23 protein-coding genes are annotated in these 23,716 nt (G+C 57.9%); 2 read left to right on the top strand and 21 right to left on the bottom strand.

Annotation, left to right across the window (positions count from 1 at the left end; translation table 11 throughout):
- Nucleotides 1–45 precede the first annotated feature (45 nt).
- The 14 genes from G392_RS0104670 to G392_RS0104605 form a co-directional block, all read right to left on the bottom strand.
- Nucleotides 46–450, bottom strand: a complete 405-nt coding sequence (locus tag G392_RS0104670; protein ID WP_027009293.1) for a hypothetical protein — start codon at nucleotides 448–450, stop codon at nucleotides 46–48.
- Nucleotides 451–655: 205 nt separating this feature from the next.
- The gene (locus G392_RS0104665) at nucleotides 656–2,998 is read right to left on the bottom strand and encodes a hypothetical protein (protein WP_027009292.1); all 2,343 of its coding nucleotides are present in this window, start codon (nucleotides 2,996–2,998) and stop codon (nucleotides 656–658) included.
- Between the two features lie 245 nt (nucleotides 2,999–3,243).
- Complete coding sequence (locus G392_RS0104660; RefSeq protein WP_027009291.1) at nucleotides 3,244–3,738, bottom strand: TlpA family protein disulfide reductase; 495 nt, start codon at nucleotides 3,736–3,738, stop codon at nucleotides 3,244–3,246.
- A 5-nt stretch (nucleotides 3,739–3,743) separates the two neighbouring features.
- Entirely contained in the window at nucleotides 3,744–4,187 is a 444-nt protein-coding gene (locus G392_RS0104655) for an acyl-CoA thioesterase (RefSeq protein ID WP_245571927.1), read from the bottom strand.
- A complete protein-coding gene (locus tag G392_RS0104650; RefSeq protein WP_027009289.1) occupies nucleotides 4,144–4,506 on the bottom strand; it encodes a hypothetical protein in 363 nt (120 codons plus the stop codon). The genes G392_RS0104655 and G392_RS0104650 overlap by 44 nt, the downstream gene beginning before the upstream one ends.
- The gene (locus G392_RS12125) at nucleotides 4,499–5,446 is read right to left on the bottom strand and encodes an MlaA family lipoprotein (protein WP_084165922.1); all 948 of its coding nucleotides are present in this window, start codon (nucleotides 5,444–5,446) and stop codon (nucleotides 4,499–4,501) included. Before G392_RS12125 ends, G392_RS0104650 begins: the two co-directional genes overlap by 8 nt.
- The gene (locus tag G392_RS0104640) at nucleotides 5,446–5,751 is read right to left on the bottom strand and encodes an STAS domain-containing protein (protein ID WP_027009288.1); all 306 of its coding nucleotides are present in this window, start codon (nucleotides 5,749–5,751) and stop codon (nucleotides 5,446–5,448) included. The genes G392_RS12125 and G392_RS0104640 overlap by 1 nt, the downstream gene beginning before the upstream one ends.
- Nucleotides 5,751–6,383: an MlaC/ttg2D family ABC transporter substrate-binding protein gene (locus tag G392_RS12120; RefSeq protein ID WP_034334422.1), complete on the bottom strand. Its 633-nt coding sequence runs from the start codon at nucleotides 6,381–6,383 to the stop codon at nucleotides 5,751–5,753. Before G392_RS12120 ends, G392_RS0104640 begins: the two co-directional genes overlap by 1 nt.
- 37 nt (nucleotides 6,384–6,420) lie before the next feature.
- Nucleotides 6,421–6,915, bottom strand: coding sequence for an outer membrane lipid asymmetry maintenance protein MlaD (gene mlaD, locus G392_RS0104630; protein ID WP_027009287.1), 495 nt, complete (start codon nucleotides 6,913–6,915; stop codon nucleotides 6,421–6,423).
- 19 nt (nucleotides 6,916–6,934) lie between these two features.
- On the bottom strand, nucleotides 6,935–7,711 hold the full coding sequence (gene mlaE / locus G392_RS0104625) for a lipid asymmetry maintenance ABC transporter permease subunit MlaE (protein ID WP_027009286.1): 777 nt from the start codon (nucleotides 7,709–7,711) through the stop codon (nucleotides 6,935–6,937).
- Between the two features lie 25 nt (nucleotides 7,712–7,736).
- Nucleotides 7,737–8,546, bottom strand: coding sequence for an ABC transporter ATP-binding protein (locus G392_RS0104620; protein WP_034334420.1), 810 nt, complete (start codon nucleotides 8,544–8,546; stop codon nucleotides 7,737–7,739).
- Nucleotides 8,547–8,657: 111 nt separating this feature from the next.
- Nucleotides 8,658–9,761, bottom strand: a complete 1,104-nt coding sequence (gene dnaN, locus G392_RS0104615; RefSeq protein ID WP_027009284.1) for a DNA polymerase III subunit beta — start codon at nucleotides 9,759–9,761, stop codon at nucleotides 8,658–8,660.
- A 46-nt stretch (nucleotides 9,762–9,807) separates the two neighbouring features.
- Nucleotides 9,808–11,604, bottom strand: coding sequence for a hypothetical protein (locus tag G392_RS0104610; protein WP_027009283.1), 1,797 nt, complete (start codon nucleotides 11,602–11,604; stop codon nucleotides 9,808–9,810).
- Between the two features lie 179 nt (nucleotides 11,605–11,783).
- Nucleotides 11,784–13,409 carry an electron transfer flavoprotein-ubiquinone oxidoreductase gene (locus G392_RS0104605; protein WP_027009282.1) on the bottom strand — a complete coding sequence of 542 codons (1,626 nt, stop codon included), beginning with the start codon at nucleotides 13,407–13,409 and terminating at the stop codon, nucleotides 11,784–11,786.
- Between the two features lie 365 nt (nucleotides 13,410–13,774).
- Between G392_RS0104605 and G392_RS12115 the strand changes: the two genes are divergently transcribed.
- Together G392_RS12115 and G392_RS0104590 are read left to right on the top strand one after the other, a co-directional pair.
- A complete protein-coding gene (locus G392_RS12115; RefSeq protein ID WP_027009281.1) occupies nucleotides 13,775–14,419 on the top strand; it encodes a hypothetical protein in 645 nt (214 codons plus the stop codon).
- Between the two features lie 360 nt (nucleotides 14,420–14,779).
- A complete protein-coding gene (locus tag G392_RS0104590; RefSeq protein WP_027009279.1) occupies nucleotides 14,780–16,309 on the top strand; it encodes an alanine/glycine:cation symporter family protein in 1,530 nt (509 codons plus the stop codon).
- An 82-nt stretch (nucleotides 16,310–16,391) separates the two neighbouring features.
- On the opposite strand, the gene hutC is transcribed toward G392_RS0104590, so the two are convergent.
- From hutC to G392_RS0104555, 7 genes are all read right to left on the bottom strand, one after another.
- The gene (gene hutC / locus G392_RS0104585) at nucleotides 16,392–17,243 is read right to left on the bottom strand and encodes a histidine utilization transcriptional repressor HutC (RefSeq protein ID WP_245571926.1); all 852 of its coding nucleotides are present in this window, start codon (nucleotides 17,241–17,243) and stop codon (nucleotides 16,392–16,394) included.
- Nucleotides 17,240–18,787: a histidine ammonia-lyase gene (hutH, locus tag G392_RS0104580; RefSeq protein ID WP_027009277.1), complete on the bottom strand. Its 1,548-nt coding sequence runs from the start codon at nucleotides 18,785–18,787 to the stop codon at nucleotides 17,240–17,242. The genes hutC and hutH overlap by 4 nt, the downstream gene beginning before the upstream one ends.
- 30 nt (nucleotides 18,788–18,817) lie before the next feature.
- Nucleotides 18,818–19,156: an L-rhamnose mutarotase gene (locus G392_RS0104575; protein ID WP_027009276.1), complete on the bottom strand. Its 339-nt coding sequence runs from the start codon at nucleotides 19,154–19,156 to the stop codon at nucleotides 18,818–18,820.
- A 44-nt stretch (nucleotides 19,157–19,200) separates the two neighbouring features.
- The gene (locus G392_RS0104570) at nucleotides 19,201–20,199 is read right to left on the bottom strand and encodes an ABC transporter permease (RefSeq protein ID WP_051255577.1); all 999 of its coding nucleotides are present in this window, start codon (nucleotides 20,197–20,199) and stop codon (nucleotides 19,201–19,203) included.
- Complete coding sequence (locus G392_RS12110; protein WP_051255576.1) at nucleotides 20,196–21,746, bottom strand: sugar ABC transporter ATP-binding protein; 1,551 nt, start codon at nucleotides 21,744–21,746, stop codon at nucleotides 20,196–20,198. Before G392_RS12110 ends, G392_RS0104570 begins: the two co-directional genes overlap by 4 nt.
- 66 nt (nucleotides 21,747–21,812) lie before the next feature.
- Nucleotides 21,813–22,904 (bottom strand): sugar ABC transporter substrate-binding protein, encoded by a 1,092-nt coding sequence (locus G392_RS12105; protein ID WP_084165921.1) that lies wholly within the window; start codon nucleotides 22,902–22,904, stop codon nucleotides 21,813–21,815.
- 34 nt (nucleotides 22,905–22,938) lie between these two features.
- Nucleotides 22,939–23,715 (bottom strand): SDR family oxidoreductase, encoded by a 777-nt coding sequence (locus G392_RS0104555; protein WP_027009274.1) that lies wholly within the window; start codon nucleotides 23,713–23,715, stop codon nucleotides 22,939–22,941.
- Nucleotide 23,716: the final 1 nt, after the last annotated feature.

Below are 23,716 nucleotides of genomic sequence, written 5' to 3'. Positions count from 1 at the left end.
TTATTATACTGATTTATAGTAGAAAATTTTAATTGATGACACGCTCTAGGGGCAATAGCGGGTGAGTTTGGGAATGGCGCGGCGCAGCGATGCCCAGCCCATGCCGATGCTGGCGGAACGGTTGGTTACCAGCAGTGCCAATATGTTGTTTTTCTCGGGCAGAATCATCATGAAGTGCAGGGTGTGGTCGGTGGTCATTTGCACTTCTTTGATGGCGTGGCGGGCGGAGCGTCCGCGTGTGCCGGTCAGTTTGTTTTCAATCATGCGGACGGTGCGTCCGCGAAACAAGTCTACGGCGGCGGCGGAAACCAAGTCTACGTAGTCTTGGTTGAAATGGCTGACGGTGTGGTAAACGTAAATCGGTGCGCCGATGTGCAAATCGACAACGGCTACGGCAAGTGCGCCGGGTACTTCGGTGTAGACGGTTTGACAAACTTGTTCCAAATTCATCGGTGTTCCTTGTTTTGATGTGTGCGGACGGCACGGCAAGCGGTTGCCGCGCTGCCGTGCCGGTGCGTGCAACGGTTGATGTGCTTTGCTTGTTATGCGGTGTCGGTTGCTTTGTCCGAACAACAAATCACATCAGCCATATTGTGTGTTCGGCACGGTGTTTTTTCAAGACGCACCGTGCGCAACGGGTATGGTGATGACGCGCTTATTTCGGCAGGCTTTGCCACAGCCCGAGCAGGTGTTGTTTGATGTGGTGGAGATTCCAGCCTTGCTGCAACGATGCCCACCACAGCAGGCTTGCCAGCAGTGCAAGCAACAGCAGCAGGCGGCGCAGTTTGCGGCGGGGCGGGGCAAGGTCGGCGGTGTTGTCGGCGGAGGGTTTTTTGAGCAGGGTGCTGCTGTCTACAAGGGGGGCGGGGTCGGGCTGGTCGCTGCGCTCGGCGTAAATCGCCAGCCAATTTTTGATGCCGGTGTAGCGGGCGTCGGCGGCTTCGGCGGGCATGGCTTCGGTGTCAATCAGTTGTTGCAAACGCACTTGGGCGGTGGGGTCGCCCTGCTCGCCGGCGCGGAGCAGTTGGCGGCGCACGGTTTCCATGACGGCTTGGCGGTTGCCGAGAAAGGCTTTTTTCTGTTGTTCGATTTCTTTGGTGCTTAAGCCGGCTTCTTTGAGGTCGGACAAAATCACGTAGGTGTCGTTGCTGACGGTTTCGTAATAGAGTTCGGGTGCGGCATGGGGGGCGGCAAGCAGGATGTCGGCAAGCAGTTTGGTGGCGCGCCAGTCGCCCGCATCGGCTGCCTGATGCGCCCATGCGGCGGCTTCGCACAGCGATTGCGGTACGAAACGCCCGACCGCGTACAGGTAGGCAAGGTAAACGGCGGCGGTGCTGTTGGTTTGGCTTTGGCGCATCAGTCCGTGCACGAAACGGGCGCATTGGTAGGCATCGGGCGGCGGGTCGCGCTTGAGCATTTCGGCGGCGTGGGGCAGTGCTTGGCGGTTGAGCAGGCGGTTGGCGGCGGGGTCGGCAAGCTCCATCAGGGTGGCACCGAAATCCGCCAAGCGCAAACGGGCATATTTTTCAATGCGTTCGGGAAAGGTGTTGGCTTCGCCGTTGTGCAGTTGGGCGGCGCAGGCGGCGATGTCGCTTTCGGCGGGCAGGTCTTCGGCAAAACGCGGATAGGTGCTTTGGGCGGCGGTGCGGTAGTTTTTGACCAAACGGCGGCCGAGTTTGCTGTCGGCGGCGGCGTAGGGTTCGGGAAATTGCCCCAAATCCGGCACTTCTTCGCGCAAAGGACGCACCAACTCGGGATAATCCCGCCAAAAATCAGGTTCGTCCGCCAACAGCGCGGCAAAAGCGGGGGCGGTTTCGGCGGGGACTTTCGGGTCGGCACATTCCAGCCAGTCGCGGTAGTGCTGCGTGTGCGCCCAATAACGGGCGGGCAGCAGGGTAACGGCACGGGTGCTTTCGTCAATCAGAATCGGAAACACGGGCAGGCGCAACACGCCGTCCGGCAGATGCGGCAGCCACACGAACAGGGTGGCCGTTTGCAAAGGCATGTGGCTGACCATAGACGGTATGCGGTGGAAAGGGCTGGTGCGCGGGCGCGGTGCGGCAGGGCTTGCGCCGTCCGCATCAGCCGCATCAGCCGCATCGTCCGCACCTTCTTCCGCTTCGTCATCGGCGTGTTTGAGTACCGCCAAACTCCGCGCCGCTTGGCGCAGGGTTTCCGTATCGGTACGGCCGGACGGGTCGTACACCACCTCCACCGCCGCCGAACGGGTGTTGCCCGATTCTGCCAAAGACGGCGCGGCTTCCACCGCCGCCGCCCACACCACCCTGCCCTGACGGTACAGCGTGCCCAGCGCATCAAGCTGCAAAGACAAAGGCTCGTTGGCAGAGCCGCAGGGCGCAAGCATCTGCAAATACGGCAAATGCGCCGCATCGGTGGCGGAAAGCGCGTGGCGGATACTGAAATCCAAAGACTGCGGCGGCACATCGGCGGCGGGCGTTTGCGCGGGCGCATCGGGCGGCATCAGCGCGGCGGCGGCACGCAGCACATCGGTTTCGTCCGTATTGCCGAACAACGCCCCGCACAAACTTTTGAGCGGAAAATACAGCGTGCGGCTGCCGTCATAATTGCGGAACTCCGCCAGAAAATCCGTCCACAACGCGGGCGGATACGCCGCCGCCGCTTCAGGGTCGCTGCCCGCCAGCGCGTCATACGACAGCCACACCGCCGCCTGACGGCGCGTGCGCCCCACCAACTCCCCGCAATAAAACGCCAACAGCGACAAAAAATTCTGATTCGCCATCTCGCCGAAAAAAGCATCAGCGTCCGCCACCCGCCCCGACTCGCGCAAACCGCGCAGCAAATCATCGATGCGGCACAAACTTTCGGGCGAATAATCCAAACGGCAAGCGCGCAGCTCCCGCTCGAACGCCAAACCGTCCTGCCACATTTTTTCTTGGAAAAACGTGTGCAAATACCACAAAACACGGACAGTGGACGCAGTGGGTTGATTGTGCAGCAGGAAATCGTGGGCGGACATAAGCGGGCTTTCGGTCGTATCAAACGTATCCAAATTAAGTTTGTTTCAATTCACAGGGCTGCACATAAAGCGCAGCCCCATGTGTTGCCCCGATTCGGACGGGCAGACACCCTGCCCGAATAAAGCCTGTTTTACCGCCGAAGCGGCGGGGCTTCAAACCGGAAAGGAATTTTGATTAAAAATACGGTACGGAACGGATTATAACCGATTTTCCGCCGCCATGACCGCTTCGCAAAAGGCAGGCGCTATTTTGCCAGCTCGGTGTCTATCTGCCGATACAGTTTGGCAAAATCCGGTTCGCCGACAAAGGTTTGCACAATATTGCCCTGCTTGTCGATTAACACGCTGGTCGGATACAGCTCGGTTTGCACAAAAGCGCGGGTAACGGCTTTGTCGCCGTCAAACGCCACCGCAAACGGCAAAGCGCGGCTGCGGGCATATTCGCGCACGCTTTCAATCGGGTCCACCGGCACGGCAATGCCGATGATTTGCACGTCCTTGCCGCGATAATCCTGCGCCGTTTGAATCAGCTTCGGCATCTCGCTCACACAGCCCGGACAAGACGGAAACCAAAAATTCAATAGCGTAACCTTGCCCTTTAGCTGCTCGTTGGCAAGGGTTTGCCCCGACAAATCGCTAATTTGGAAAGACGGTGCGGGATGGCGGTCGGGCGCGAGCAGCACAAAGGCAAACAAGGCGGCAAGCACCAAGCCCGCCGCCGCCAAAAAGATTTTTTTCAACATATTCAAACTTCCGAATCTCCGGCAGCCAACAATTCCGCCAGCACGCCGCGCAAGGCATCGGGCAGACGCACCACATTGCCTGCCGCATCGGTGGGCGCGATGGCGACTTCGGCTTCCGCCACCGTGTCGCTGCCGCGCCGCACCGTTTGCGTCAGGCGCAACAGACGCGATTTGACTTCGCACAAGCGGCTGTGTACCGTCAGCACGTCGTCCAACACGGCGGCACGGCGGTAGCGGATGTTGATGTGCAACACCACCAGCCGCGTTTGCCGCGCCGCCGCCGTCAGCCCGTGCTGCGCAAACCATGCCCAACGCGCCGCTTCCAAAAACTCCAGATAGCGGGCGTTATTGACATGACCGTAGCCGTCCAAATGGTAGTTGCCGACCACAATACGGTGGGCATCAGTCGGCATGCACAGGCTCAAACACATCACGCGCAAGCGCATCGCTGCTCAAGTCCATCACGATGCTCGACAGCTCCACCGCAAACCATTCGCCGAAAATATCGGGGTGCAGGTCGGGCCACTGGCTTTGGTCTTCGCACCAGTCGGCAAGCTCGGCAGCGAAAATTTCTTCAATGCGCGATTGGATTTCTTCCCATACCTGTTCGGCGTTTTCACAGGCGGGAACCAGATAGGCATTGGCATCTGCCTGCAAACCCTCCAAGGTGATGCCGTCCAACTGACTGTCGGGCAGGCTGTTGAGCCAGTTCCAAAAAGGTTGCAGGGGAATCAGCATAAAGACGCTGCGGTTTACTTCATACATGTTCCGCTCCTTCGATGGGGTGGTTGGGAAATTCGGCAGCCGCGCCGTCTGCGGGTGCGGGCTGCGGCACAACGGGGGCATCTTGCTGCGGCGTGTCGGGTGCGGCATCGGACGGCAGGGCGGTGTCGTCTGTGGACGGGGTGTCTGCCGTTGCGTCTGCGGGCGCGGCGGTTTCGCCCTGCGGTGCAGCCTCCACATCGCCCTCATCGGGCGCGACCAAATCGTCGATATCGATGTCTTCGTTGGGCAGGGCTGCGGTGTTGCCTACTTGGCGGTTACGCAAACGCATATACAAATCACGGGTATAGGCGTATTTGTCGCCCTCGATGTGGGCAAAGCCGTCCGTAAACGGCAACAGCGATTCGCGTTTGCTCACGCCGCGCAAGGCGCCCAAGCTGCCGCGCACCGCCCGCTTGGGAAACAGCACGCTTTCGGGCGAATACACTTCGACAATGGCATTGCCCAAGCTGTCGCGCACGGTGGACGGGCCGGTCAGGGGCATCACCAGATAATGGCTGTTTTTCCAGCCCCACGATGCGAAGGTGTCGCCCAAGTTGTTTTTGTTGTTGGGCATTTTGGCGGCATCGGCAATGTTGATGAGTCCGCCCAAGCCAAAGGTGGTGTTCACCGACACGCGCATGAAATCGGTGCTTGCCTTTTCCACATTGCCGCGCAGCACATTGCTGCCGAAGCTGACGATGTCGCGCAGATTGTCAAAAAAATTGCCCACCGCGCTACGTACGGGTTGGGGCGCGACTTTCTGATAAGTACGCGCCACCGGCTGCATCACATAACGGTCGGCAGCTTCGTTAAAACGGAACATGGCGCGGTTGTAACGCTCATACGGGTCGGCGGTTTCCGCAGCGTGCGCGGCAGACACCGCGCAGCACCACACCAACAATACCGCCAAACGGCGCGGCGGAATCAACGGACGGTTCATCAAATTTTCTCCGGTTCGGCGGCAGGGGGCACGCCGGCAAAATCCTGCAATTCGTACAAATGCACCAACTCGCGCAAACCGTGCGGCAAACCGCGTACGGCAAGCGGCGCCGGACAACGGCGCAACGCCGCCAACAGCAGCGCCACACAAGCGGAATCCGCCTGCTGCAAACCGCCGAAATCCACCGCCGCCACCCCGCTTCGGGCGCAGAGTGCCGCAAACTGCCGGTACGCCGAAGCGGTAACGGTATGCACCGTTGCCGTGCCGTGCAAAAACAGACACCCCTCATGCAGGCTGACGTGCATTATCTTTTACCGCCGTTGCTGCCGTTGAGCTCGGCAATCAGCGCATCAATGCCCTTTTTGTAATCCACCCCTTTGGGGCTTTTGCCCTGCTCATTGACGGTTTTTTGAAACTGGCTTTGGAACGGGCGCACAATGCTCAAGCCTTCCGCCTTGATGTCATACACACGGTAGAGCTTGCCGCTTTTGTAAGTGGCAAACACCACATCGGCTTTTTTGCCGTTGCTCAACGCCAGCGTGGTTTTCACCTCCACCTGATTGCCTTTTACCGACACGGGCTGTTCGTGTACCTGCACTTTGGCATTTTTAAACGCCATCATCGTGCCTGCATATTGCGAACGGATTTTGTGTTTGAAGCCGTCAATCAACGCCTGTTGCTGCTGCGGCGTGGCGTTTTTCCAAATCGCCGTGCCCACCGCCATCGCCGTGATGCGTTTGAAATCAAAATACGGCGTGGCATAATCTTCCGCCTGTTTGCGGATTTGCGCATCGTTTTTGCCGTTTGCCTTATTGACGATGTTGAGCATCTGCACCGCGTTTTCGCGCACTTGGGCAATGGCGGCGGGGTCGGCAAACGCCAAACCGATGCTGAGCATACCGATGCCCAAAGCATTCACAAACGGGATTTTTTTCATGTCCGTATCCTTTCTGTACAGTGTGGTTGGTAATGGTTTATTCGCCCTTGCTTTCGGCGGAAACCGCTTCGGCGGCTTTTTCGGTCATGCCCGTCATAAACTTGCCGATGAGCTTTTCCAACACCAATGCCGAATCGGTCGAAGTGATGTGTTCGCCGTCTTTGAGCATGGTTTCGTCCATGCCCTGCAACAGCCCGATGTACTGTTCGCCAAGCAAACCCGAAGTCAGGATTTGCGCGTTGGCATCGGTGCTGAACGGATATTGCGCGTCCAAATTGAGGGTAACTTTCGCCTGATAGGTTTTCGGGTCGAGCGTGATGCCGCCCACGCGCCCCACCAGCACGCCCGCCGTTTTTACCGGCGCATTCACTTTCAAACCGCCGATGTCGGAAAACTCGGCGTGGACGGCGTAGGTGGCGCGGCTGCCTGAAAAACCTTTGCCGCCCGCCACTTGAAACGACAATACGCCCAAAGCGGCAATGCCCAGCAGCACAAACAGCCCCACCCAAAATTCCAAAACGCTTTTTTTCATAAATCATTCCTTGCCAAAATCAAGCGGTAAACATAAACGCCGTCAAAATAAAATCCAAAGCCAGCACCGTCAGCGCGGACGACACCACCGTGCGCGTGCTGGCGCGTAAAATCCCTTCGGCGGTGGGCGTGCAGTGAAAACCCTGATACACGGCAATCAAAGCCACCGCCGTGCCGAAACACGCCGATTTGATTAAACCGTTCAACACATCGTAGCCGAAAGTGATGTTGTTTTGCATGTGCGACCAAAAAATACCCGCGTCCAAACCCAGCCAGCGCACGCCGATAAGATACGCGCCGTAAATCCCCGCCACATTGAAAATGCTCGCCAGCAAAGGCATGGACAGCACCCCCGCCCAAAAACGCGGCGCGACCACGCGGGCAACGGGGTCAACCGCCATCACGTTCATCGCTTCAAGCTGCTCGGTGGTTTTCATCAAACCGATTTCGCTGGTCATCGCCCCGCCCGCGCTGCTGGCAAACAAAATCGCCGCCAACACCGGCCCTAACTCGCGCAACAGCGAAGCCGCCACCATAAAGCCCAACACATCGGCGGATTTGAATTTCGCCAACTGCGTGTAGCCCTGCAAACCCAGCACCATGCCGACAAACAAACCCGACACGGCAATAATCAGCACCGACAGCACACCGGCAAAATACACCTGCCGCACGGTCAGGCGCAGGCGCAGCAGCGATTGCGGCAGCAGCGAAACAATCCGCAGCAAAAACAGCGTGTGCGCCCCCAAAATGCGGACAAAGGCAAGCGTTTTGCGGCCGGTGGTTTGGATAAAATTCATAAGGTTTTCTGTATGATAAAGTTTTTCAGGCAGCCTGCAACAAATCGTCTTTCAAAGTGGTGGCGGCGGGATAGCGGAACGCCACCGGCCCGTTCGGCAGTCCGCCGACAAACTGGCGCACCCATTCCGAATCGGTTTGGCGCATCTCATCGGGCGTGCCAGAAAACACCACTTCGCCGTGTGCCAAAAACACCACTTGGTCGACAATTTTAAGCGATTGCTCGATATCGTGCGTTACCATCAGGCTGGTGGAACGCAATGCCTTGTTTATGCGGTGGATTAAGTCGGCAATCACGCCCAGCGAAATCGGGTCGAGTCCGGTAAACGGTTCGTCAAACAGCATCAGTTCGGGGTCGAGCGCGATGGTTCGCGCCAACGCCACCCGCCGCGCCATGCCGCCGGACAGTTCGGCGGGCATCAGTTGTTCCGTGCCGCGCAAGCCCACCGCGTGCAGCTTCAGCAGCACCAAATCGCGTATCACTTCTTCAGGCAGCTTGGTCAGTTCGCGCATCGGAAAAGCGATGTTGTCGTACACCGACAAATCGGTAAACAACGCGCCGTGTTGGAACAACACCCCCATGCGGCGGCGGTGGGCGGTCAGCTCGGCGGTGGAAAACGCCGCCAAATCGCGCCCCTGCACCAACACCTGCCCCGATGTCGGGCGCAGTTGTCCCGTTATCAGGCGCAGCAGCGTGGTTTTGCCGCTCCCCGAACCGCCCATAATCGCGGCAAAACGCCCTGTTTGCACGGTGAAATTCACGTTTTGCAAAATCGGGCGGTCGGTGTAGGCAAACGCCAAGTCGCGGCATTCGATAAACGGGGCGGAAAGGTTCATGAGCAAACAGGGCAAACAAAATGCCGCCATATTAGGCGGCGGCACGGTTTTACGCAAGCGCGGCAGCAAAATTTAACCAAATCTTGCACTTGACCGAGCATCAGCGTGGTTTTAAATCCGCATCGGCATCACAATATACTTGAAATCGGGCTTGTCCGGCGCGGTAAACAGCGTGGAACGGTTGGCATCGCCAAACGCAAGCTGCATGTCCTCACTGTGGATATTGCGCAAAACGTCCATCAAATAGCTGATGTTGAACGCCGTTTCCAGCTCTCCGCCCTGATAGGCGATTTCCAACTCTTCTTGCGCCTCTTCCTGCTCGTTGTTGCTGCACGACACCCGCAAAATCCCCGGCAGCAACTGCAAACGCACCCCGCGAAACTTCTCATTGGCAAGAATCGCCGAACGCTCCAGCGCCGCCAGCAACTGCGTGCGCCCAATCAGAAAAATCTTATCGTTATCCAAAGGAATCACACGGTTGTAATCGGGAAACTTGCCATCGATGATTTTGCTGACAATCACCGTGCCGTTGCAATTGAAACGCACCTGATTGTCCAACAACTCGATTTCCACCTCATCATCGGGACGGTTGAGCAGCTTGCCCAACTCAATCACCGTTTTGCGCGGCAAAATCACTTCGGCATCGGGCAACTGCGCATCGATGTCGGTACGGCAATACGCCAAACGGTGCGCGTCTGTGGCAATCAAACGCAGCTCGCTGCCCGCCGTTTCCATCAGCAAGCCGTTGAGATAAAAACGAATGTCCTGAACCGCCATGCTGTACTGCACCTGCGAAATCATGTCCCGCAGCCGCGCCTGCGCCAAGCGGAAACGGCTGCCCACCGGTTCGGCAACATTCATGGTCGGAAACTCATCGGCAGGCAGCGTTTGCAAATTGAAACGCGACTTACCCGCCGTCAGCGTCAAACGGTTGTCGGACTGCTCCAAACGCACCAGCGCACCATCGGGCAGCGCCCGCAAAATATCGTGCAGCTTTTTGGCATTGGTGGTAATACGGAAATCGCCCGCATCGCTTTCCGGGCCGTTGGTGTGGATTTGGATTTCCAAATCGGTGGCAAACAGCATGGTTTGACCGTTGCGGCACTCAATCAAAATATTGGCAAGAATCGGCAAAGTGTGCCGGCGTTCCACAATACCGATGACCGCCTGCAAAGGCTTGAGCAGGGCATCGCGGTCGGTTTGCAAAATCAGCATGAACAAAAATTCCTTTATCAACAACTTAAAAAATACCTGACACGCCCTACCCGCCCCCGCCCTGACGGATTTTCAACTGCATGTCCTTATCAAACGCCGCCAAATCAAACTGCGTTACACTGTCGGGCACCGCCAACACCAAAGGCAGCCGCGTAATCCCGTTATTGCCCGCCGGAAACGCATAATGACGAATCGCCTGCTTGCTCAACATCAGCGAATCAAACTCCAAATGCACCACCCTGTCGGGAAAATGCTTGGGCAACTGCAACAACTCCTGAAACACCTCCCACTGCGTCTGCTGCGACTGACGTTTCAAATTGCCCAAACGGTTCTCGTCCCGCTCGCCGCGCTTGAGCAAACGCCCCAACAATCCGGGCGAATCCACCGCCGTTTGCTGATTATTGATTTGGCTGACCAAACGGCTGTGGCGCTCCATCTTTTGCGCCATCAAATCCTCGATAAACTGCAACGCCTCCTGCGAAGCCTCGTGCTGCTCGTCCCACTCGGCGGGCGTGTGCATGCGAAACACACTGTCGTGGCGTTTTTCCAAAAACAGCGTATAAGCAAGCAGCCTTCCAAACAGCATGTCTGCCTGCTCGTTCAGCAACAGCGCGGGCAGCAGCAAAAAATCCTTAAACGCGCTCAAAATATTGCCGAACAATTGGCGGATACCGATGTAAATCACCTCCTGTTCGTCATTATTGCTCACCACCTTGCGCAAAATGCGGTGAAACGGCACCAACACATTACTGGTCAAAAGCTTTTCATATTGCAACAGGCGCGAAGGCACGGCTTTGTTAAGCGGCACATCTGCGGGCATCGGCGCAAACAGCATCGGCAGCAAAGTATCTTCGTGATAATGCTCCAACTCATACAAAAACTCGAAAATCTCCGGATTCACATTGGATTCGAGCGTGATGATGTGTTCGATTTGGTGGCGGAAACGCGCTTCGTAATCGGTTTGCTGCTTGAAACGCTGCTCGTATTCGGGCGGATTTTCGGCAAGCATCGCCAAATTGATGGCAACGCCGTTAAAAATAATGCGCTCGTGCGAATACAGGGCTTCTTCCTGCAAAAAACGCCGTATGGTAAACGGGTTGTGTCCGATTTCGATGGTGGGGGCGATGGCAAACAGGTATTTGGACGTGCGCACGATTTGCAATTGGCGGGTTTTTTGTTCGCGGCACAAAAAATCGTGCATCAACGGTTCGGGCATCGCCGCCAATTGGCGGTTGCTCAAGGTTTTGAACCAGTAGCCGAGCAATTGGTATTTCAAATACACTTCGTTGATGAAGGTGATAATCATGCCCGGATTGAGGTTGCGGTGGTTTTGCGGCAACAGCAGGTTTTTTTTGTTGCGGATGATGTGTCCTGCCGCGTAAATAAACGCCGCATAAAGCCTTTGCTTGAGGACTTGCTGCCCCAAATTGTTTTCGATGTCGAGATTTTGGATTTTGTCCAACACGTTTTCCAAAAAATCGGCGATTTCTTCGATGTGTTCGTAGGTACGCAGGCTGTCCAGATGGCGCACGGCACTGACGGCAAAGGCTTTGAGGTGGCGGGCATTGGGGGGAATGTCTGCCAAAACGCTGCTCAAGTTGTCTTCGCTGCCGTCCGGATGGTAGACAAAGGCTTTTTTTTCGTTGTTCCAAAAGATTTTTTTGGGCGCAAGAAGCTGAACGGCCACGTTTTTGCGGTCGTGGTCGCGCAGGTTTTTGAAAATCTCTATCAGATAATCCTGCCAAAATACATCCAAACGCGGGTCGATTTGGTTGATTTGGGTGCGGATGGGGTACGGGATGTAGTCGTCCGGTACCGTTATCTGCGGCGTGGGTATGTCCATGCTTGTTCTCGACAATGCGGCATGCGGTGTGTGCGTTTACGGAAACGGCGGCCAAAATCGCGTTATTTTACTGAATTTGGGCATGGCGGCGGGGATTTTTTGCGGCGGGGCGGCAAAAGTGTGGTTTTTGCAAACGCCCCGATTGCCGTGCCGTAGGGGATTGTACCGTATTTTTGCCGCTACATTGCGCCGTAGTTGGGCCCGCTCGCGCCTTCGGGACACGTCCATGTGATGTTGCCGGTGGGGTCTTTGATGTCGCAGGTTTTGCAGTGAATGCAGTTGGCGGCGTTGATGTGCAGTTGTTTTTTGCCTTCTTGTTCGATGATTTCGTACACGCCCGCCGGACAATAGCGTGTTTCGGGCGAGGCGTATTCGGGGGCATTGACTTCGGTTGCCAGCAGGGGGTTGCCCAAAACAAGGTGAACGGGCTGGTTTTCTTCGTGGGCAAGGTTGGCAAGAAACACGCTGTCGCTGCGGTTGAAGGTGAGTGTGCCGTCTGCGGGGGGGTAGGCGATGGGACGGCTGTCGGCGGCTTTGTTCAGGCTGCGGGCATCGCTGCGGTGGTGGCGGAACGTCCATGGGGCGCGCCCTTTGAGCAGGTATTGCTCCAATGCGGCGTAGGCGCTGCCCAGATACAGTCCGCAACGGAAGGCGGGACGAATATTGCGTGCGGCGTGCAATTCGCGGTAGAGCCAGCTTTGTGCAAAGGCGTGCGGGTAGGTTTCGGCACGGACGCTTTGGCGCGACAGGGCTTCGCACACGGCTTCCGCCGCCAGCATGCCCGATTTGATGGCGGTGTGTGAGCCTTTGAGGCGGGACATGTTCAAAAAGCCTGCGGCATCGCCGATGAGTGCGCCGCCGTCAAAGCACAGTTGCGGCAGGCTTTGCAAACCGCCCTCGCTGATGACCCGCGCACCGTAGGCGATGCGCCGTCCGTTTTGCAGCATCGGGCGCACGGCGGGGTGGGTTTTGAAGCGCTGCATCTCTTCAAACGGCGACAAATACGGATTGCGGTAGTCCAGCCCGACAATCAGCCCGATGGCGATGCGGTTTTGTGCGGCGTGGTAGATAAAACCGCCGCCGTAGGTGCGGCTGTCGAGTGGCCAGCCCAGCGTATGCACCGCCAAACTCTCCTGATGCTGCTGTGGCGGCACTTCCCAAATTTCCTTGATGCCCAAGCCGTAAGTGGGCGGACAGGCATCGCGGTCGAGTGCGAAACGGGCAATGACCTGTTTGCTCAACGACCCGCGCGCCCCTTCGGCAAACAGGGTTTGGCGGGCGTGCAGCTCGATGCCGGGCTGGTGGTTGGCGGTGGCTTCGCCGTTTCTGCCGATGCCCATGTCGCCCGTTGCCACCCCCATCACCGCGCCTTGCGCGTCATACAGCACTTCTGTGGCGGCAAAACCCGCGTAGATTTCCACTCCCAAGCCTTCCGCCTGCTCCGCCAGCCAACGGCACAAACGCCCCAAGCTGATAATGTAATTGCCCTGATTATGAAAACCCGGCGGCACGGGCAAATTGAATTGGCGCTGCTTGCCCAAAAACCACAAACGGTCTTCGCGCACCGCGCAATCGAGCGGCGCGCCGCGTTCGCGCCAATCGGGCAACAGCTCCGTCAGCGCAATCGGGTCGAACACCGCGCCCGACAAAATGTGCGCCCCCACTTCGCTGCCCTTTTCCAAGACACAGACATTCAGGTTTTCATCAAGTTGTTTCAAGCGGATGGCGGCGGCCAAGCCCGCAGGCCCCGCCCCGACAACCACCACATCGTATTGCACAGTGTCGCGTTTTTGAGATGGATTCATGGTCTGTGTTGTGCGCTGCGCTTTGCGGCAGCTTGAGAATAAAACTGTGGATTTTAACACTATTTTTACACAACGGCACACATACGCCCCCGCAGCCTTGCCCGCACCGCCCCGTTTGGCGAAAATTATTCCGATAAAACCTTGTCGCCACGCAGCCTTACTGATAGAGTGAGACATAACCGCCGTTTGGGATTCGGGCGGTATTTTGTGCATTGAAACAATCGGGTTACCCGCATTTCAAAGCACGGGGGCGCACGCCGGCACCAACCCGCGTGCCGCCCCGATGCGGACGGGACTGCCCCGCCCGCATCCAAGTTTATCTTACCGCCGGCAATGGCGGGGTTTCAAACCGAAAAGGAATTGTTATGAAGAAGTATCTTACCGTATGCGCGTTGGCAAGCGTGTGGTTGTCTGCCTGTTCACTGCTGCCCCCCTATTCCACGCCCCCGCAAAACCCGTCCGCACGCGATGAGGCCGACGGCCGCCGCGCCGCCGACATTCTCAACAGCAACCACGCCCGCACCACCGTGTACGCCCCCCAAGTACGCTCGTCCCGAGCGTCCGCCAAAGGCAACGGCGTCCACCCCGACCACATGCCTTTGGTATTGGCTGCCGAGCGTTATGCGGTGGGCAAAGCCCGCAACGTGCTGACACAAGGGCGCGTGATGGCACTGTTTCACAAAGAAGTGGTGCGCGGCGGCTGCTGGGATTATCTGGACACCGTATTCACCCGCGCCGGCGTGCCGCGCCAAGCCCGCAAAACCGTATACAAAGGACACGCCTCGCAAGGCCCCTATGCCCACCCCGACCAATTGCGCGTGGGCGACTGGATTTACCACATCAACCACAGCTACAAAAACATCCAGCACAGTGGCATGTTTATCGGCTGGGTCGATAAAGAGCGCCGCTTGGGGCTGACCTTGAGCTACGCGGGCGAAGGGCGCAAAGACCCCGCACGCTACAAAGTGTACGATTTGAGCAGCGTCTACAACATCATGCGTGCCGAATAAACCCGTACCGGCAAGACCCTGCACCGTCAAGGTCTTGCCGTTTGTGCAACGTCTTGGCGGCGCAACAGTGCCGCATCATCGTTTTTTCCGAACGCCCGCATCAGCATTGGTTTTATCCGATACAAAACAACAATATAAAAACAAATGCTTTCCGCATCTCCTGCCGCGCCGCCGTCTGCGGGCAATTCTGCAAAAACCAAAACCATAATATAATGGCAAAAGATACAGCACGGCATGCTGTCGTCCCGCCTTTTCATCCAGCCATACCGCCGTTGCGGTATCGTTGAAGGCCCTTGATTTGCCACGATTTCGGCATGAAAGAGATTAAAAGGCATTCAGACTCGATATTCGGAGAAAATCATGCAAGAACTCATCAACGACATCAACGGCTGGGTGTGGAGCCCCGCCTTGATTTACCTGTGCTTGGGCGCGGGGCTGTTTTTTTCGGTGCTGACCCGCTTTATGCAGGTGCGCCATTTCAAGGAAATGCTGCGTCTGCTCGCCAGACCCAACACTTCGCCCGAAGGCATCAGCTCGTTTCAGGCTTTGGCGGTGGCGTTGTCGGGTCGGGTCGGCACGGGCAACATTGCGGGCGTGGCGGCGGCCATCGGTTTTGGCGGACCCGGTGCGGTGTTTTGGATGTGGGTAGTGGCGTTTTTGGGCGCGAGTACCGCCTATGTGGAATCCACGCTGGCGCAAATTTATAAAGAACGCGACCACGGCGAATATCGCGGCGGCCCCGCTTATTATTTTGAAAAATTCTTCGGCGGCACGGCGGGCAAGGCTTACGGCATCTTGCTGGCGGTGTCGCTGATTGTTTCCTGCGGGCTGTTTTTGCCGGGCGTACAGGCAAACGGTGTGGCGAACGCGGTAACCACCATTTTCGGCGAAGGCAATATGGTGCAGACCTCTTTCGGCGAAGTGGGCAGCAACAAACTGATTGCACTGCTGTTTATTTTGGTTGTTTTGGGTTTGATTATTTTCGGCGGCATCAAGCGCATCGCCAACGTTACCCAATACATCGTGCCGTTTATGGCATTGGGCTACATTATTATGTCGCTGCTGATTATTCTGATGAACATCGGTCAGTTGCCCGCGATTGTCGGCATGATTTTGAGTGATGCCTTTACCCCGCAAGCAGGCTTCGGCGCGGCAATCGGCTGGGGCGTGAAGCGCGGCGTGTACTCCAACGAAGCCGGACAAGGCACCGGCCCGCACGCCGCCGCCGCCGCCGAAGTGGAACACCCCGCACAGCAAGGCATGGTGCAGGCGTTTTCGGTGTATGTGGACACGCTGTTCGTTTGCTCCGCCACCGCGTTTATGATTTTGATTACCGGACAATACAATATTCAGGGCGCGTTGCCGGAAGGTCAATTTCTGGTGCAAAACATCGCGCCCGACACCCCCATCAGCGCACCGGCATTCACGCAGTTGGCAGTGTCCAGCATGTTTGGCAGCTTCGGGCAGGTGTTTGTGGGCATTGCGCTGTTCTTCTTTGCCTTTACCACCATTTTGGCGTATTACTACATTGCCGAAACCAATGTGGCGTATCTGACGCGCTCGTTTAAAACCACCGGCAGCCTGTTTGTGATTAAAGTGGTGATTATGCTGGCGGTGGCATACGGTGCAGTGGGCAGCGCGGGCTATATTTGGGACATCGGCGACATCGGCGTGGGCTTGACCGCGTGGCTGAACATTGTCGGCATCATCGTAATTTTCTTTATGGCGAAACCGACACTGACCGCGCTGAAAGACTACGAAGACCAGCAAAAAGCGGGCGTGAAGCATTTTACCTTCGACCCGCAAAAGCTGGGCATCAAGGGCGCGACTTTCTGGGAAGAACGTTTGCGCCAGCAGCAGCCGCAAGCCGATGCGGAAAATGGAAAATAAAGACGCATCATAGCAAACAACACCCGTGTTTCCATACGGTCGGAAACACGGGTGTTTTGTTGTCGGAAAAACAAACGGCACATCAAGCCGCAAACCGCCCCTGCAAACGGTATCGTCCCGCCGCAAACCACAGCCGCACCCGCGTTACCGCCACGCTGCCGCTCCATGTGCGCCGTTCCACCACCAAACACGGCTCGCCCCGCGCCATCGCCAATGCCGCCGCCACCGCCTTGGGCGGCAACGCCGCTTCGACAATATGCTCGCCCTCGCTGAACGGCGCTGCCGCGCTCAAATAATCGTGCGGCGTGGTGCGGGTGAAATCCTGCGCCAAATAATCGGGCGCGGCGGCGGGATTCACCCAACGGTCTTCATACTGAATCGGCACGCCGTTTTCCGAATGCGCGATGATGCTGCGGAACACCGCCGCACCCTGCGGCAGGTTCAATGCCAGCGCGGTCGGCGCATCGGCTTCGGCACGCGCCAGCAGCAGCACGCGGCAACTGTGCGTGCCGCCGCGCCGCGCGATTTCTTCGGCAATGCCGCGCACTTCAAACAAAGCCGACTGCGCTTTCGGCGGCGCGACAAACGTTCCCACGCCTTGCAAACGCACCAGCCGCCCTTCGTCCGCCAATTCGCGCACGGCACGGTTTACCGTCATGCGCGACACGCCGAATTGCGCCGTCAGTGCGTGTTCGGACGGCAAACGCTCATGCACCCGCCACGCGCCGCTTTGGATTTGCGCCAGCAGATAATGTTTCACTTGCAGATAAAGCGGTTGCGGGGTGTCGGACATGGCAGAATCAGGGGCAAAACCGAAAATTATATCCTTTCCGCAGGTGCGGGCAAAGGGGTTTTGCGGCGGCGTTATTGCCTGTTTGCCGCCATCTGCTGCCCGTCCGATGCGGGCAACGGCACTGCACGGGTCATTTTTCAACCGTGTTTCGCGATGCTGGGCAGCAAACCCTGCGGCAGCAATTCCGTCAAACGCCCTTGCGCCAACAACTGCGCCGCCGTTTCAATGTCGGGCGCGAAAAAACGGTCTTCCGCGTAAAACGGCACGGCTTCGCGCAGCACCGCCCGCGCCCGTTCCAAAGGCGGCGAGGTTTTCAAACCGTTTTCGCGCAAGTCCATGCCCTGACACGCCGCCAGCCATTCAATCGCGACAATATGGCGCACATTCGCCGCCATTTCCCACAAACGCGCCCCCGCACGCGGCGCCATGGAAACATGGTCTTCCTGATTGGCGGAAGTGGGAATGCTGTCCACGCTGCTCGGGAACGCCAAGGCTTTGTTTTCGCTGCACAAGGCGGCGGCGGTAACTTGGGCAATCATAAAGCCGGAATTCACCCCGCCGTTGTTCACCAAAAACGGCGGCAGTTGCGACATGTGTTTGTCCATCAGCATGGACACGCGCCGCTCGGCGATGGAGCCGGTTTCCGCCAACGCCAGTGCGATGTTGTCCGCCGCCATCGCCACCGGTTCGGCGTGGAAGTTGCCGCCCGACAAAATCTCGTCATCGGCGGCGAACACCAAAGGATTGTCGGAAACGGCGTTGGCTTCGGTTGCCAGCACGGCGGCGGCGTGGCGCAGTTGCGCGAGTGCCGCGCCCATCACTTGCGGTTGACAGCGCAGGCAATACGGGTCTTGCACTTTGCCGCAATCTTGGTGCGATTGACCGATTTCGCTGTCGTCGTCCAGCAGATGACGGTAGGCGGCGGCCACGTCCTTCTGCCCCTGCTGCCCGCGCACGGCGTGAATCCGCGCATCAAACGGCGTGCGCGAACCGAGCGCGGCTTCCACGCTCAGGCTGCCTGAAACGCAGGCCGCCGCAAACACGTCTTCCGCTTCAAACAGTCCGCGCAAGGCAAAGGCGGTGGAAACCTGCGTGCCGTTGAGCAATGCCAAGCCTTCTTTCGCCGCCAATTCCATCGCGGGAATGCCCGCTTGCGCCAAGGCGTCCGCCGCGTTCAGCCACTCGCCGCGATAACGCGCCTTGCCTTCGCCGAGCAGCAACAGGCTCATGTGTGCGAGCGGGGCAAGGTCGCCCGATGCGCCCACCGAGCCTTTCAGGGGAATGTGCGGATAAACTTCGGCGTTGAGCAAGGCAATCAAATGCTGAAGCACCACGCGGCGCACGCCGGAAAATCCACGCGCCAAGCTGTTGATTTTCAACAACATAATCAGGCGCACGGTGGCATCGTCCACCGCTTCGCCCACGCCCGCCGCGTGGCTCAACACGATGGAACGTTGCAGTTTTTCCAAATCTTCGCGGGCGATGCGGGTGGACGCCAGCAGCCCGAAACCGGTGTTGATGCCGTACACGGTGCGGTTTTCGTCCACAATGCGGTTTACGCAGTTCACGCTGTCGTCCACTGCCGCCCACGCGCCTTCGTCCAAACGCAAACGGCAGGGCTCGGCATAGGCGCGGCGCAGTTGCGGCAGGGTGAGCGTGCCGGGAATCAGGTTCAGTTCGTACATAATTTGTCCGTCAGGTGTCAAAAGCAGCGATTATATATCGCTTTCCAAACAAAAGACTTCCCGCATCGGCTGCCATTTCGCGCCCGCGTCCGTCCACGGGGTAACTTGCTGATATTGCCACATCAGTGTTTCCCAACGCTGCACGGCTTCGTTTTGCGCGGCACTTTGCGCCATGCGCTCAAAGCTGAAGGTGTCATCGGTGTCCATCAGCATCACCATGCGCGTGCCCAAACGGTAAATCCGCATTTGGCGCACGCCGTTGGCGCGGATGTGTGCCAGCACTTGCGGCCACACGGCGCGGTGGTGGGCTTCGTATTCGGCAATTTTTTGTTCGTCGTCTTGCAAATCCAGCATGAGTGCATATTGCATGTTGTTCTCCAACCGTTTTTCAGGCAGCCTGAAAGCCGTGCGGCTCAATCCTGCGGTTTGCCCGATGCGATGCGCGAAATAATCAGCGCCACCAGAATAAACGTGCCGGTAATCAGTTCAATCACGGTGCCGGGCACTTGCAGCGAGCGCAAAAGCTGGTCGATAAATTTCAGCAGCAAAATGCCGGTGAGTGCGCCGAACACCGAACCGCGTCCGCCGTTGAGCGACACGCCGCCAATCACGCACGCGGCAAAAACGGTAAAAATATAGCCCGAACCCTGCGTTTGCCCCACCGATGCGTATTGGGCGGTGTACAAAATCCCCGCCAACGCCGCCAACAGCCCCGCCGCCGCCAACACGCCCGCCACAATCGCGTCCACCCGAATGCCTGCCGCCCGCGCCGCATCGGCATTGCCGCCGATGGCATACAGCGAACGCCCCAAACGGGTAAAGCGCATCATCAGCACCAACACCAGCGCGGTCAGCACAAACACCCAAAAACTCAACGACATGCCCAGAAAACCAAATTGTGCCAAGGCTTGAAACTGCTTGGGCAGTTGGTAGAGGCTGGCACCGCCGGTGAGAAAGGTTTGCAAACCGCGCAACGCCGTCAGCATGCCCAGCGTAACGATAAAACCGTTGAGCCGGAATTTGACAATCATCAGCGCATTGAGTGCGCCCGCCGCCAGCCCCACCAACAAACCCGCCAATAAGGCAAATTCGCCGTTCAGAAAACCGCCCGTGCCCGTCATGGTTGCGCCGACCACCGCCCACACCGCCACCGCAGGTGCGAGTCCGAACACGGACTCCAACGACAAATCCATGCGCCCGATAATCAAAATCAAAGCCTCCGCCAACACCAAAATACCGATTTGGGTGGACTGCTCAATCGGGATTTTCAAAATGTCCCAGCTCAAAAAATTGCCCGTCAGCACATGCCCGATGATGAGAATCAGAATAATCGGCGGAATCAGCACCCAGTCGCGCAAACTCGCCCAACGGAAGGCGGGGGCGCTGCGGACGGGGGGGGTGGTGTTGCTCATGGTGTATGCTCCTCTGGTGCGGTGGTGGCGGCAAAGGCAGGCTGCGCTTCGGTCAAGCCCTCCATTGCGGCAATCAGTTGTTGGTCTTGCCAGCCGATGGGAAATTCGTGGGTGATGCGTCCGTGATACATCACCAAAACGCGGTCGCAGGCACGCAAATCATCGGGTTCGTCCGAAACAATCAGCACCGACGTGCCGTTTTCGCTGCTTTTGGCAACATAGTCCAGCAAGGTTTCTTTGCTTTTGATGTCCACGCCCGCAGTCGGCGACATCATGACCAGCAAATCGGGGTTGTTGGCCATTGCCCGCGCCTGTACGACTTTTTGCTGGTTGCCGCCGGACAAGCCCGACACGGGCTGGTCGATGCCGTATGCCTTGATGTCCAAAGCGTCAAACCACTGCTGCGCCAGCTTGTTTTGGCGTTTGCGGCTGATGAATCCCCAACGGCTCAAGCGTTCGAGTATGCTCAAGGTGGCGTTTTCGGCAATGCTCATGTCGGGAACGAAACCTTCGTGGTGGCGGTCTTGCGGCACAAAACCGATGCCCGCCGCCAATGCCGCTTTCACGCTGCCTGCGGGATAGGGTTTGCCTTTGAGCAGGATTTCGCCCGCGTCTGCCGTTTGCAAGCCCACCAGCGTTTCGGCAACGGCGATTTTGCCGCAACCGCCGCCGCCCGCCAGCCCGACCATTTCGCCGCGCCGCACGGCAAACGAAACGTTGTGGTATGCGCCGTTGCGGTTCAACTGATTGACTTGCAGGGTGGTTTCGCCGTCCAATTTGCGCGGGTGGTATTCGCGCTCGGCGTATTTTTCGCCGGTCATCGCTTCAATCAAACCGCGCTTGTCCAACTCCGCCACCGGTGCGGTGATGATGTGCCGCGCATCGCGGTAAACGGTAACGTCTTGGCAGATGTCGTACACTTCGGAAAGGTGGTGCGAGATGAACAAAAACGTTACCCCCTGTTCGTGCAGCTTTTCCATGCGGGCAAACAGGCGTTTGATGGCACGGCCGTCCAACATGGCGGTGGGTTCGTCCAAGATGATGAAACGTGCTCCGTAGCTTAAAGAACGGGCGATTTCCATCAGTTGGCGGTTTTCCACATCGAGGCTGCCTGCTTCGGCACGCACATCAACGGGAATGTCCCATTCGTCCAAAATGTCTTGCGCGGTGCGGTACACGCGCTGCCAGTCAATCCAGCCATTGCCGAAATCCTGACGGTTAATCAACAGGTTTTCCGCCACGCTCAAAGACGGGACAATGGTGGATTTCTGATACACGCAGGCAACGTGTTTGCGCCATTCGTGCAAATTGCCCGGCGCGGGCGCGTCCTGACCGTTGAAGCGGATTTGCCCTTCATCGGCGGCGTTCAGCCCGGTAATCAGCGACACCAGCGTGGATTTGCCCGCGCCGTTGCGCCCCACCAATGCGTGGGTGCGCCCTGTGTGAACGGTAAGATTCACACCGTCCAGCGCGGTGTTGCTGCCGTAGCGTTTGACCAGCCCGACCGCTTCCAACAGGGGCGGTGCTGCCGTTGGCTCTTGCATCATCGCTTCTCCAAAAAACGGCCGCCACTGTTGTCCCAAACGCATACGGAACACGGGCGGCCGGTTGTTTTATTTGTTGCCCCACAAATCGGGATTGTCGGCTTTGACCGTTTTTAAATCGCCATAAGTCGCACCGTCTGCGGTAACCACCGGCGCGACAATCTGGTCTTCGAGCAAGCCTTCACGCGGTTGGACGATTTGCGAGCCGTGGTCGGTGGCGCCGGTTTGGAAGGTTTTGCCTTCGGCGGCGGCGCGGGCGTAGAACAATGCCCAATGCGCGTAATCATCGGCAGGTTGCGACACGGTGGCATCGATGTCGCCGCGCCGAATCGCTTCCAATTCGCTCTTGATGCCGTCGTTGGAAACAATCACGATGTGTTCGGGGTCGCCTGCGGGTTTGAGCAGTTTGTTTTGCGACAAAAACGCCAATGTCGGCTCCAGATACACGCCGCCCGCCTGCATGTAGATGCCGTTTACCTTGCCTTTGGACAAGGCGGTTTGCAAACCGGCGATGGCGGGTTCTTTTTTCCACTCGGTGGGGATTTCCACCACTTCGATTTTGGGATATTTGGTTTTCATGCACTCGGCAAAGGCTTCCGAACGGTCGCGCCCGTTGATGGAATTGAGTGCGCCCTGAAATTCCACCACGCGCCCCTGCCCTTTCAGCTTTTCGCCCAACACCACGCAGGCACTGGTGCCGTAGGCGCGGTTGTCGGCGCGTACCACCATAAAGACATCGCCCGCATCGGGACGGGTGTCCACCGATACCACCGGAATGTTTTTGGCTTTGGCAGCGTCCAGCGCGGTTTTGGTGGCGGCGGTGTCCTGCGGCGCGATGACGACGGCTTTCACGTCCGATTGCAGCATTTGCTGCACGTTGGCAATCATTTTTTGCGCGTCGTTGTTGGACGAAGTTTGGAACAGGGGCACATCGTGTTCCGCGCCTTTCACGGGAACGTAGTTGGCGTACATCGTCCAAAAATCGGTGTCCATGCGCGGCTGGTCGATGCCGATTAGGGGGCCTTTGGGGGCATGTTCGGACGCGGCGGCTTGCGGCGGGGCATCGTTTTTCTGCTGCACTTGGCTTTCGTTGCCGCCGCCGGAACAGGCGGCAAGCAGCAGGGCGAGCGGCAGAATGCGGAACAAACGGTCAGGCTTCATGGTCAAACTCCTCTTGTTGGTGGTGGTTGCGAAATCAGGTCAAAGCGCGGTCGAGATGGGTGTAGCCGCCATCGACAAACAGGCATTGCCCTGTGGTGTGCGCGGCGCGCGGCGACAGCAAAAATACGGTGGTATCGGCGATTTCCTGCGGGGTGGTCATGCGTTTGCCCAAAGGGATTTTGGCGGTAATCGCCGCCAGTTTTTGTTGCGGTGCGTCAAAGCTTTCTATCCAACGGCGGTAAAGCGGGGTCATCACTTCGGCAGGAATCACGGCATTGACGCGGATGCCGTCCGCCGACAACGCCGCCGCCCATTCGCGGGTCAGTGCCATACGCGCACCGTTGGCGGCGGCATAGGCACTGGTTTGCCCTTGTCCGGTAACGGCGGTTTTCGAGCCGATATTGACCACCGCGCCGCCCGTTTCGCGCAGATGCGGCAGGCATTCGCGCATCAGCACGAAATAATGAATCAGGTTTTTTTCCAGAGATTGGCGGAAAGCGGCGGTGCTGCCGTCCAAACCGACATTGTCGTTCACCCCCGCATTATTGACCAAGCCGTCAATGCGCCCGTATGCGGACACGGCATCGGCTACGGCGGCGGTGCAGGCAGCTTCGTCCGTCAATTCGGTACAAACAAAACGGCTGCGCGGCTGCAAACGGCACAGTTCGCGCCAAAAATCCGCATCGGGCTGCGAACGCCCCAACACCACCGGCACCGCGCCTTCTTCCGCCAATGTCCGCGACACCGCCGCGCCGATGCCCGCGCCGCCGCCGCTTATCAAAAACACTTTGTCTTTCAGATACAAATCCATC

The sequence above is a fragment of the Conchiformibius kuhniae DSM 17694 genome (genome assembly GCF_000428785.1).
GTDB classification, from domain to species: Bacteria; Pseudomonadota; Gammaproteobacteria; order Burkholderiales; family Neisseriaceae; genus Conchiformibius; species Conchiformibius kuhniae.
This window is presented reverse-complemented; position numbering and strand designations above follow the sequence as displayed.

What these genes read in the sequence shown, in the direction of transcription:
- G392_RS0104670 (WP_027009293.1), bottom strand. Translation starts at nt 450, where the DNA reads ATGAATTTGGAACAAGTTTGTCAAACCGTCTACACCGAAGTACCCGGC.
- G392_RS0104665 (WP_027009292.1), bottom strand. Translation starts at nt 2,998, where the DNA reads ATGTCCGCCCACGATTTCCTGCTGCACAATCAACCCACTGCGTCCACT.
- G392_RS0104655 (WP_245571927.1), bottom strand. Translation starts at nt 4,187, where the DNA reads ATGCGCTTGCGCGTGATGTGTTTGAGCCTGTGCATGCCGACTGATGCC.
- G392_RS0104650 (WP_027009289.1), bottom strand. Translation starts at nt 4,506, where the DNA reads ATGTATGAAGTAAACCGCAGCGTCTTTATGCTGATTCCCCTGCAACCT.
- G392_RS12125 (WP_084165922.1), bottom strand. Translation starts at nt 5,446, where the DNA reads ATGAACCGTCCGTTGATTCCGCCGCGCCGTTTGGCGGTATTGTTGGTG.
- G392_RS0104640 (WP_027009288.1), bottom strand. Translation starts at nt 5,751, where the DNA reads ATGCACGTCAGCCTGCATGAGGGGTGTCTGTTTTTGCACGGCACGGCA.
- G392_RS12120 (WP_034334422.1), bottom strand. Translation starts at nt 6,383, where the DNA reads ATGAAAAAAATCCCGTTTGTGAATGCTTTGGGCATCGGTATGCTCAGC.
- mlaD (WP_027009287.1), bottom strand. Translation starts at nt 6,915, where the DNA reads ATGAAAAAAAGCGTTTTGGAATTTTGGGTGGGGCTGTTTGTGCTGCTG.
- mlaE (WP_027009286.1), bottom strand. Translation starts at nt 7,711, where the DNA reads ATGAATTTTATCCAAACCACCGGCCGCAAAACGCTTGCCTTTGTCCGC.
- G392_RS0104620 (WP_034334420.1), bottom strand. Translation starts at nt 8,546, where the DNA reads ATGAACCTTTCCGCCCCGTTTATCGAATGCCGCGACTTGGCGTTTGCC.
- dnaN (WP_027009284.1), bottom strand. Translation starts at nt 9,761, where the DNA reads ATGCTGATTTTGCAAACCGACCGCGATGCCCTGCTCAAGCCTTTGCAG.
- G392_RS0104610 (WP_027009283.1), bottom strand. Translation starts at nt 11,604, where the DNA reads ATGGACATACCCACGCCGCAGATAACGGTACCGGACGACTACATCCCG.
- G392_RS0104605 (WP_027009282.1), bottom strand. Translation starts at nt 13,409, where the DNA reads ATGAATCCATCTCAAAAACGCGACACTGTGCAATACGATGTGGTGGTT.
- G392_RS12115 (WP_027009281.1), top strand. Translation starts at nt 13,775, where the DNA reads ATGAAGAAGTATCTTACCGTATGCGCGTTGGCAAGCGTGTGGTTGTCT.
- G392_RS0104590 (WP_027009279.1), top strand. Translation starts at nt 14,780, where the DNA reads ATGCAAGAACTCATCAACGACATCAACGGCTGGGTGTGGAGCCCCGCC.
- hutH (WP_027009277.1), bottom strand. Translation starts at nt 18,787, where the DNA reads ATGTACGAACTGAACCTGATTCCCGGCACGCTCACCCTGCCGCAACTG.
- G392_RS0104575 (WP_027009276.1), bottom strand. Translation starts at nt 19,156, where the DNA reads ATGCAATATGCACTCATGCTGGATTTGCAAGACGACGAACAAAAAATT.
- G392_RS0104570 (WP_051255577.1), bottom strand. Translation starts at nt 20,199, where the DNA reads ATGAGCAACACCACCCCCCCCGTCCGCAGCGCCCCCGCCTTCCGTTGG.
- G392_RS12110 (WP_051255576.1), bottom strand. Translation starts at nt 21,746, where the DNA reads ATGATGCAAGAGCCAACGGCAGCACCGCCCCTGTTGGAAGCGGTCGGG.
- G392_RS12105 (WP_084165921.1), bottom strand. Translation starts at nt 22,904, where the DNA reads ATGAAGCCTGACCGTTTGTTCCGCATTCTGCCGCTCGCCCTGCTGCTT.
- G392_RS0104555 (WP_027009274.1), bottom strand. Translation starts at nt 23,715, where the DNA reads ATGGATTTGTATCTGAAAGACAAAGTGTTTTTGATAAGCGGCGGCGGC.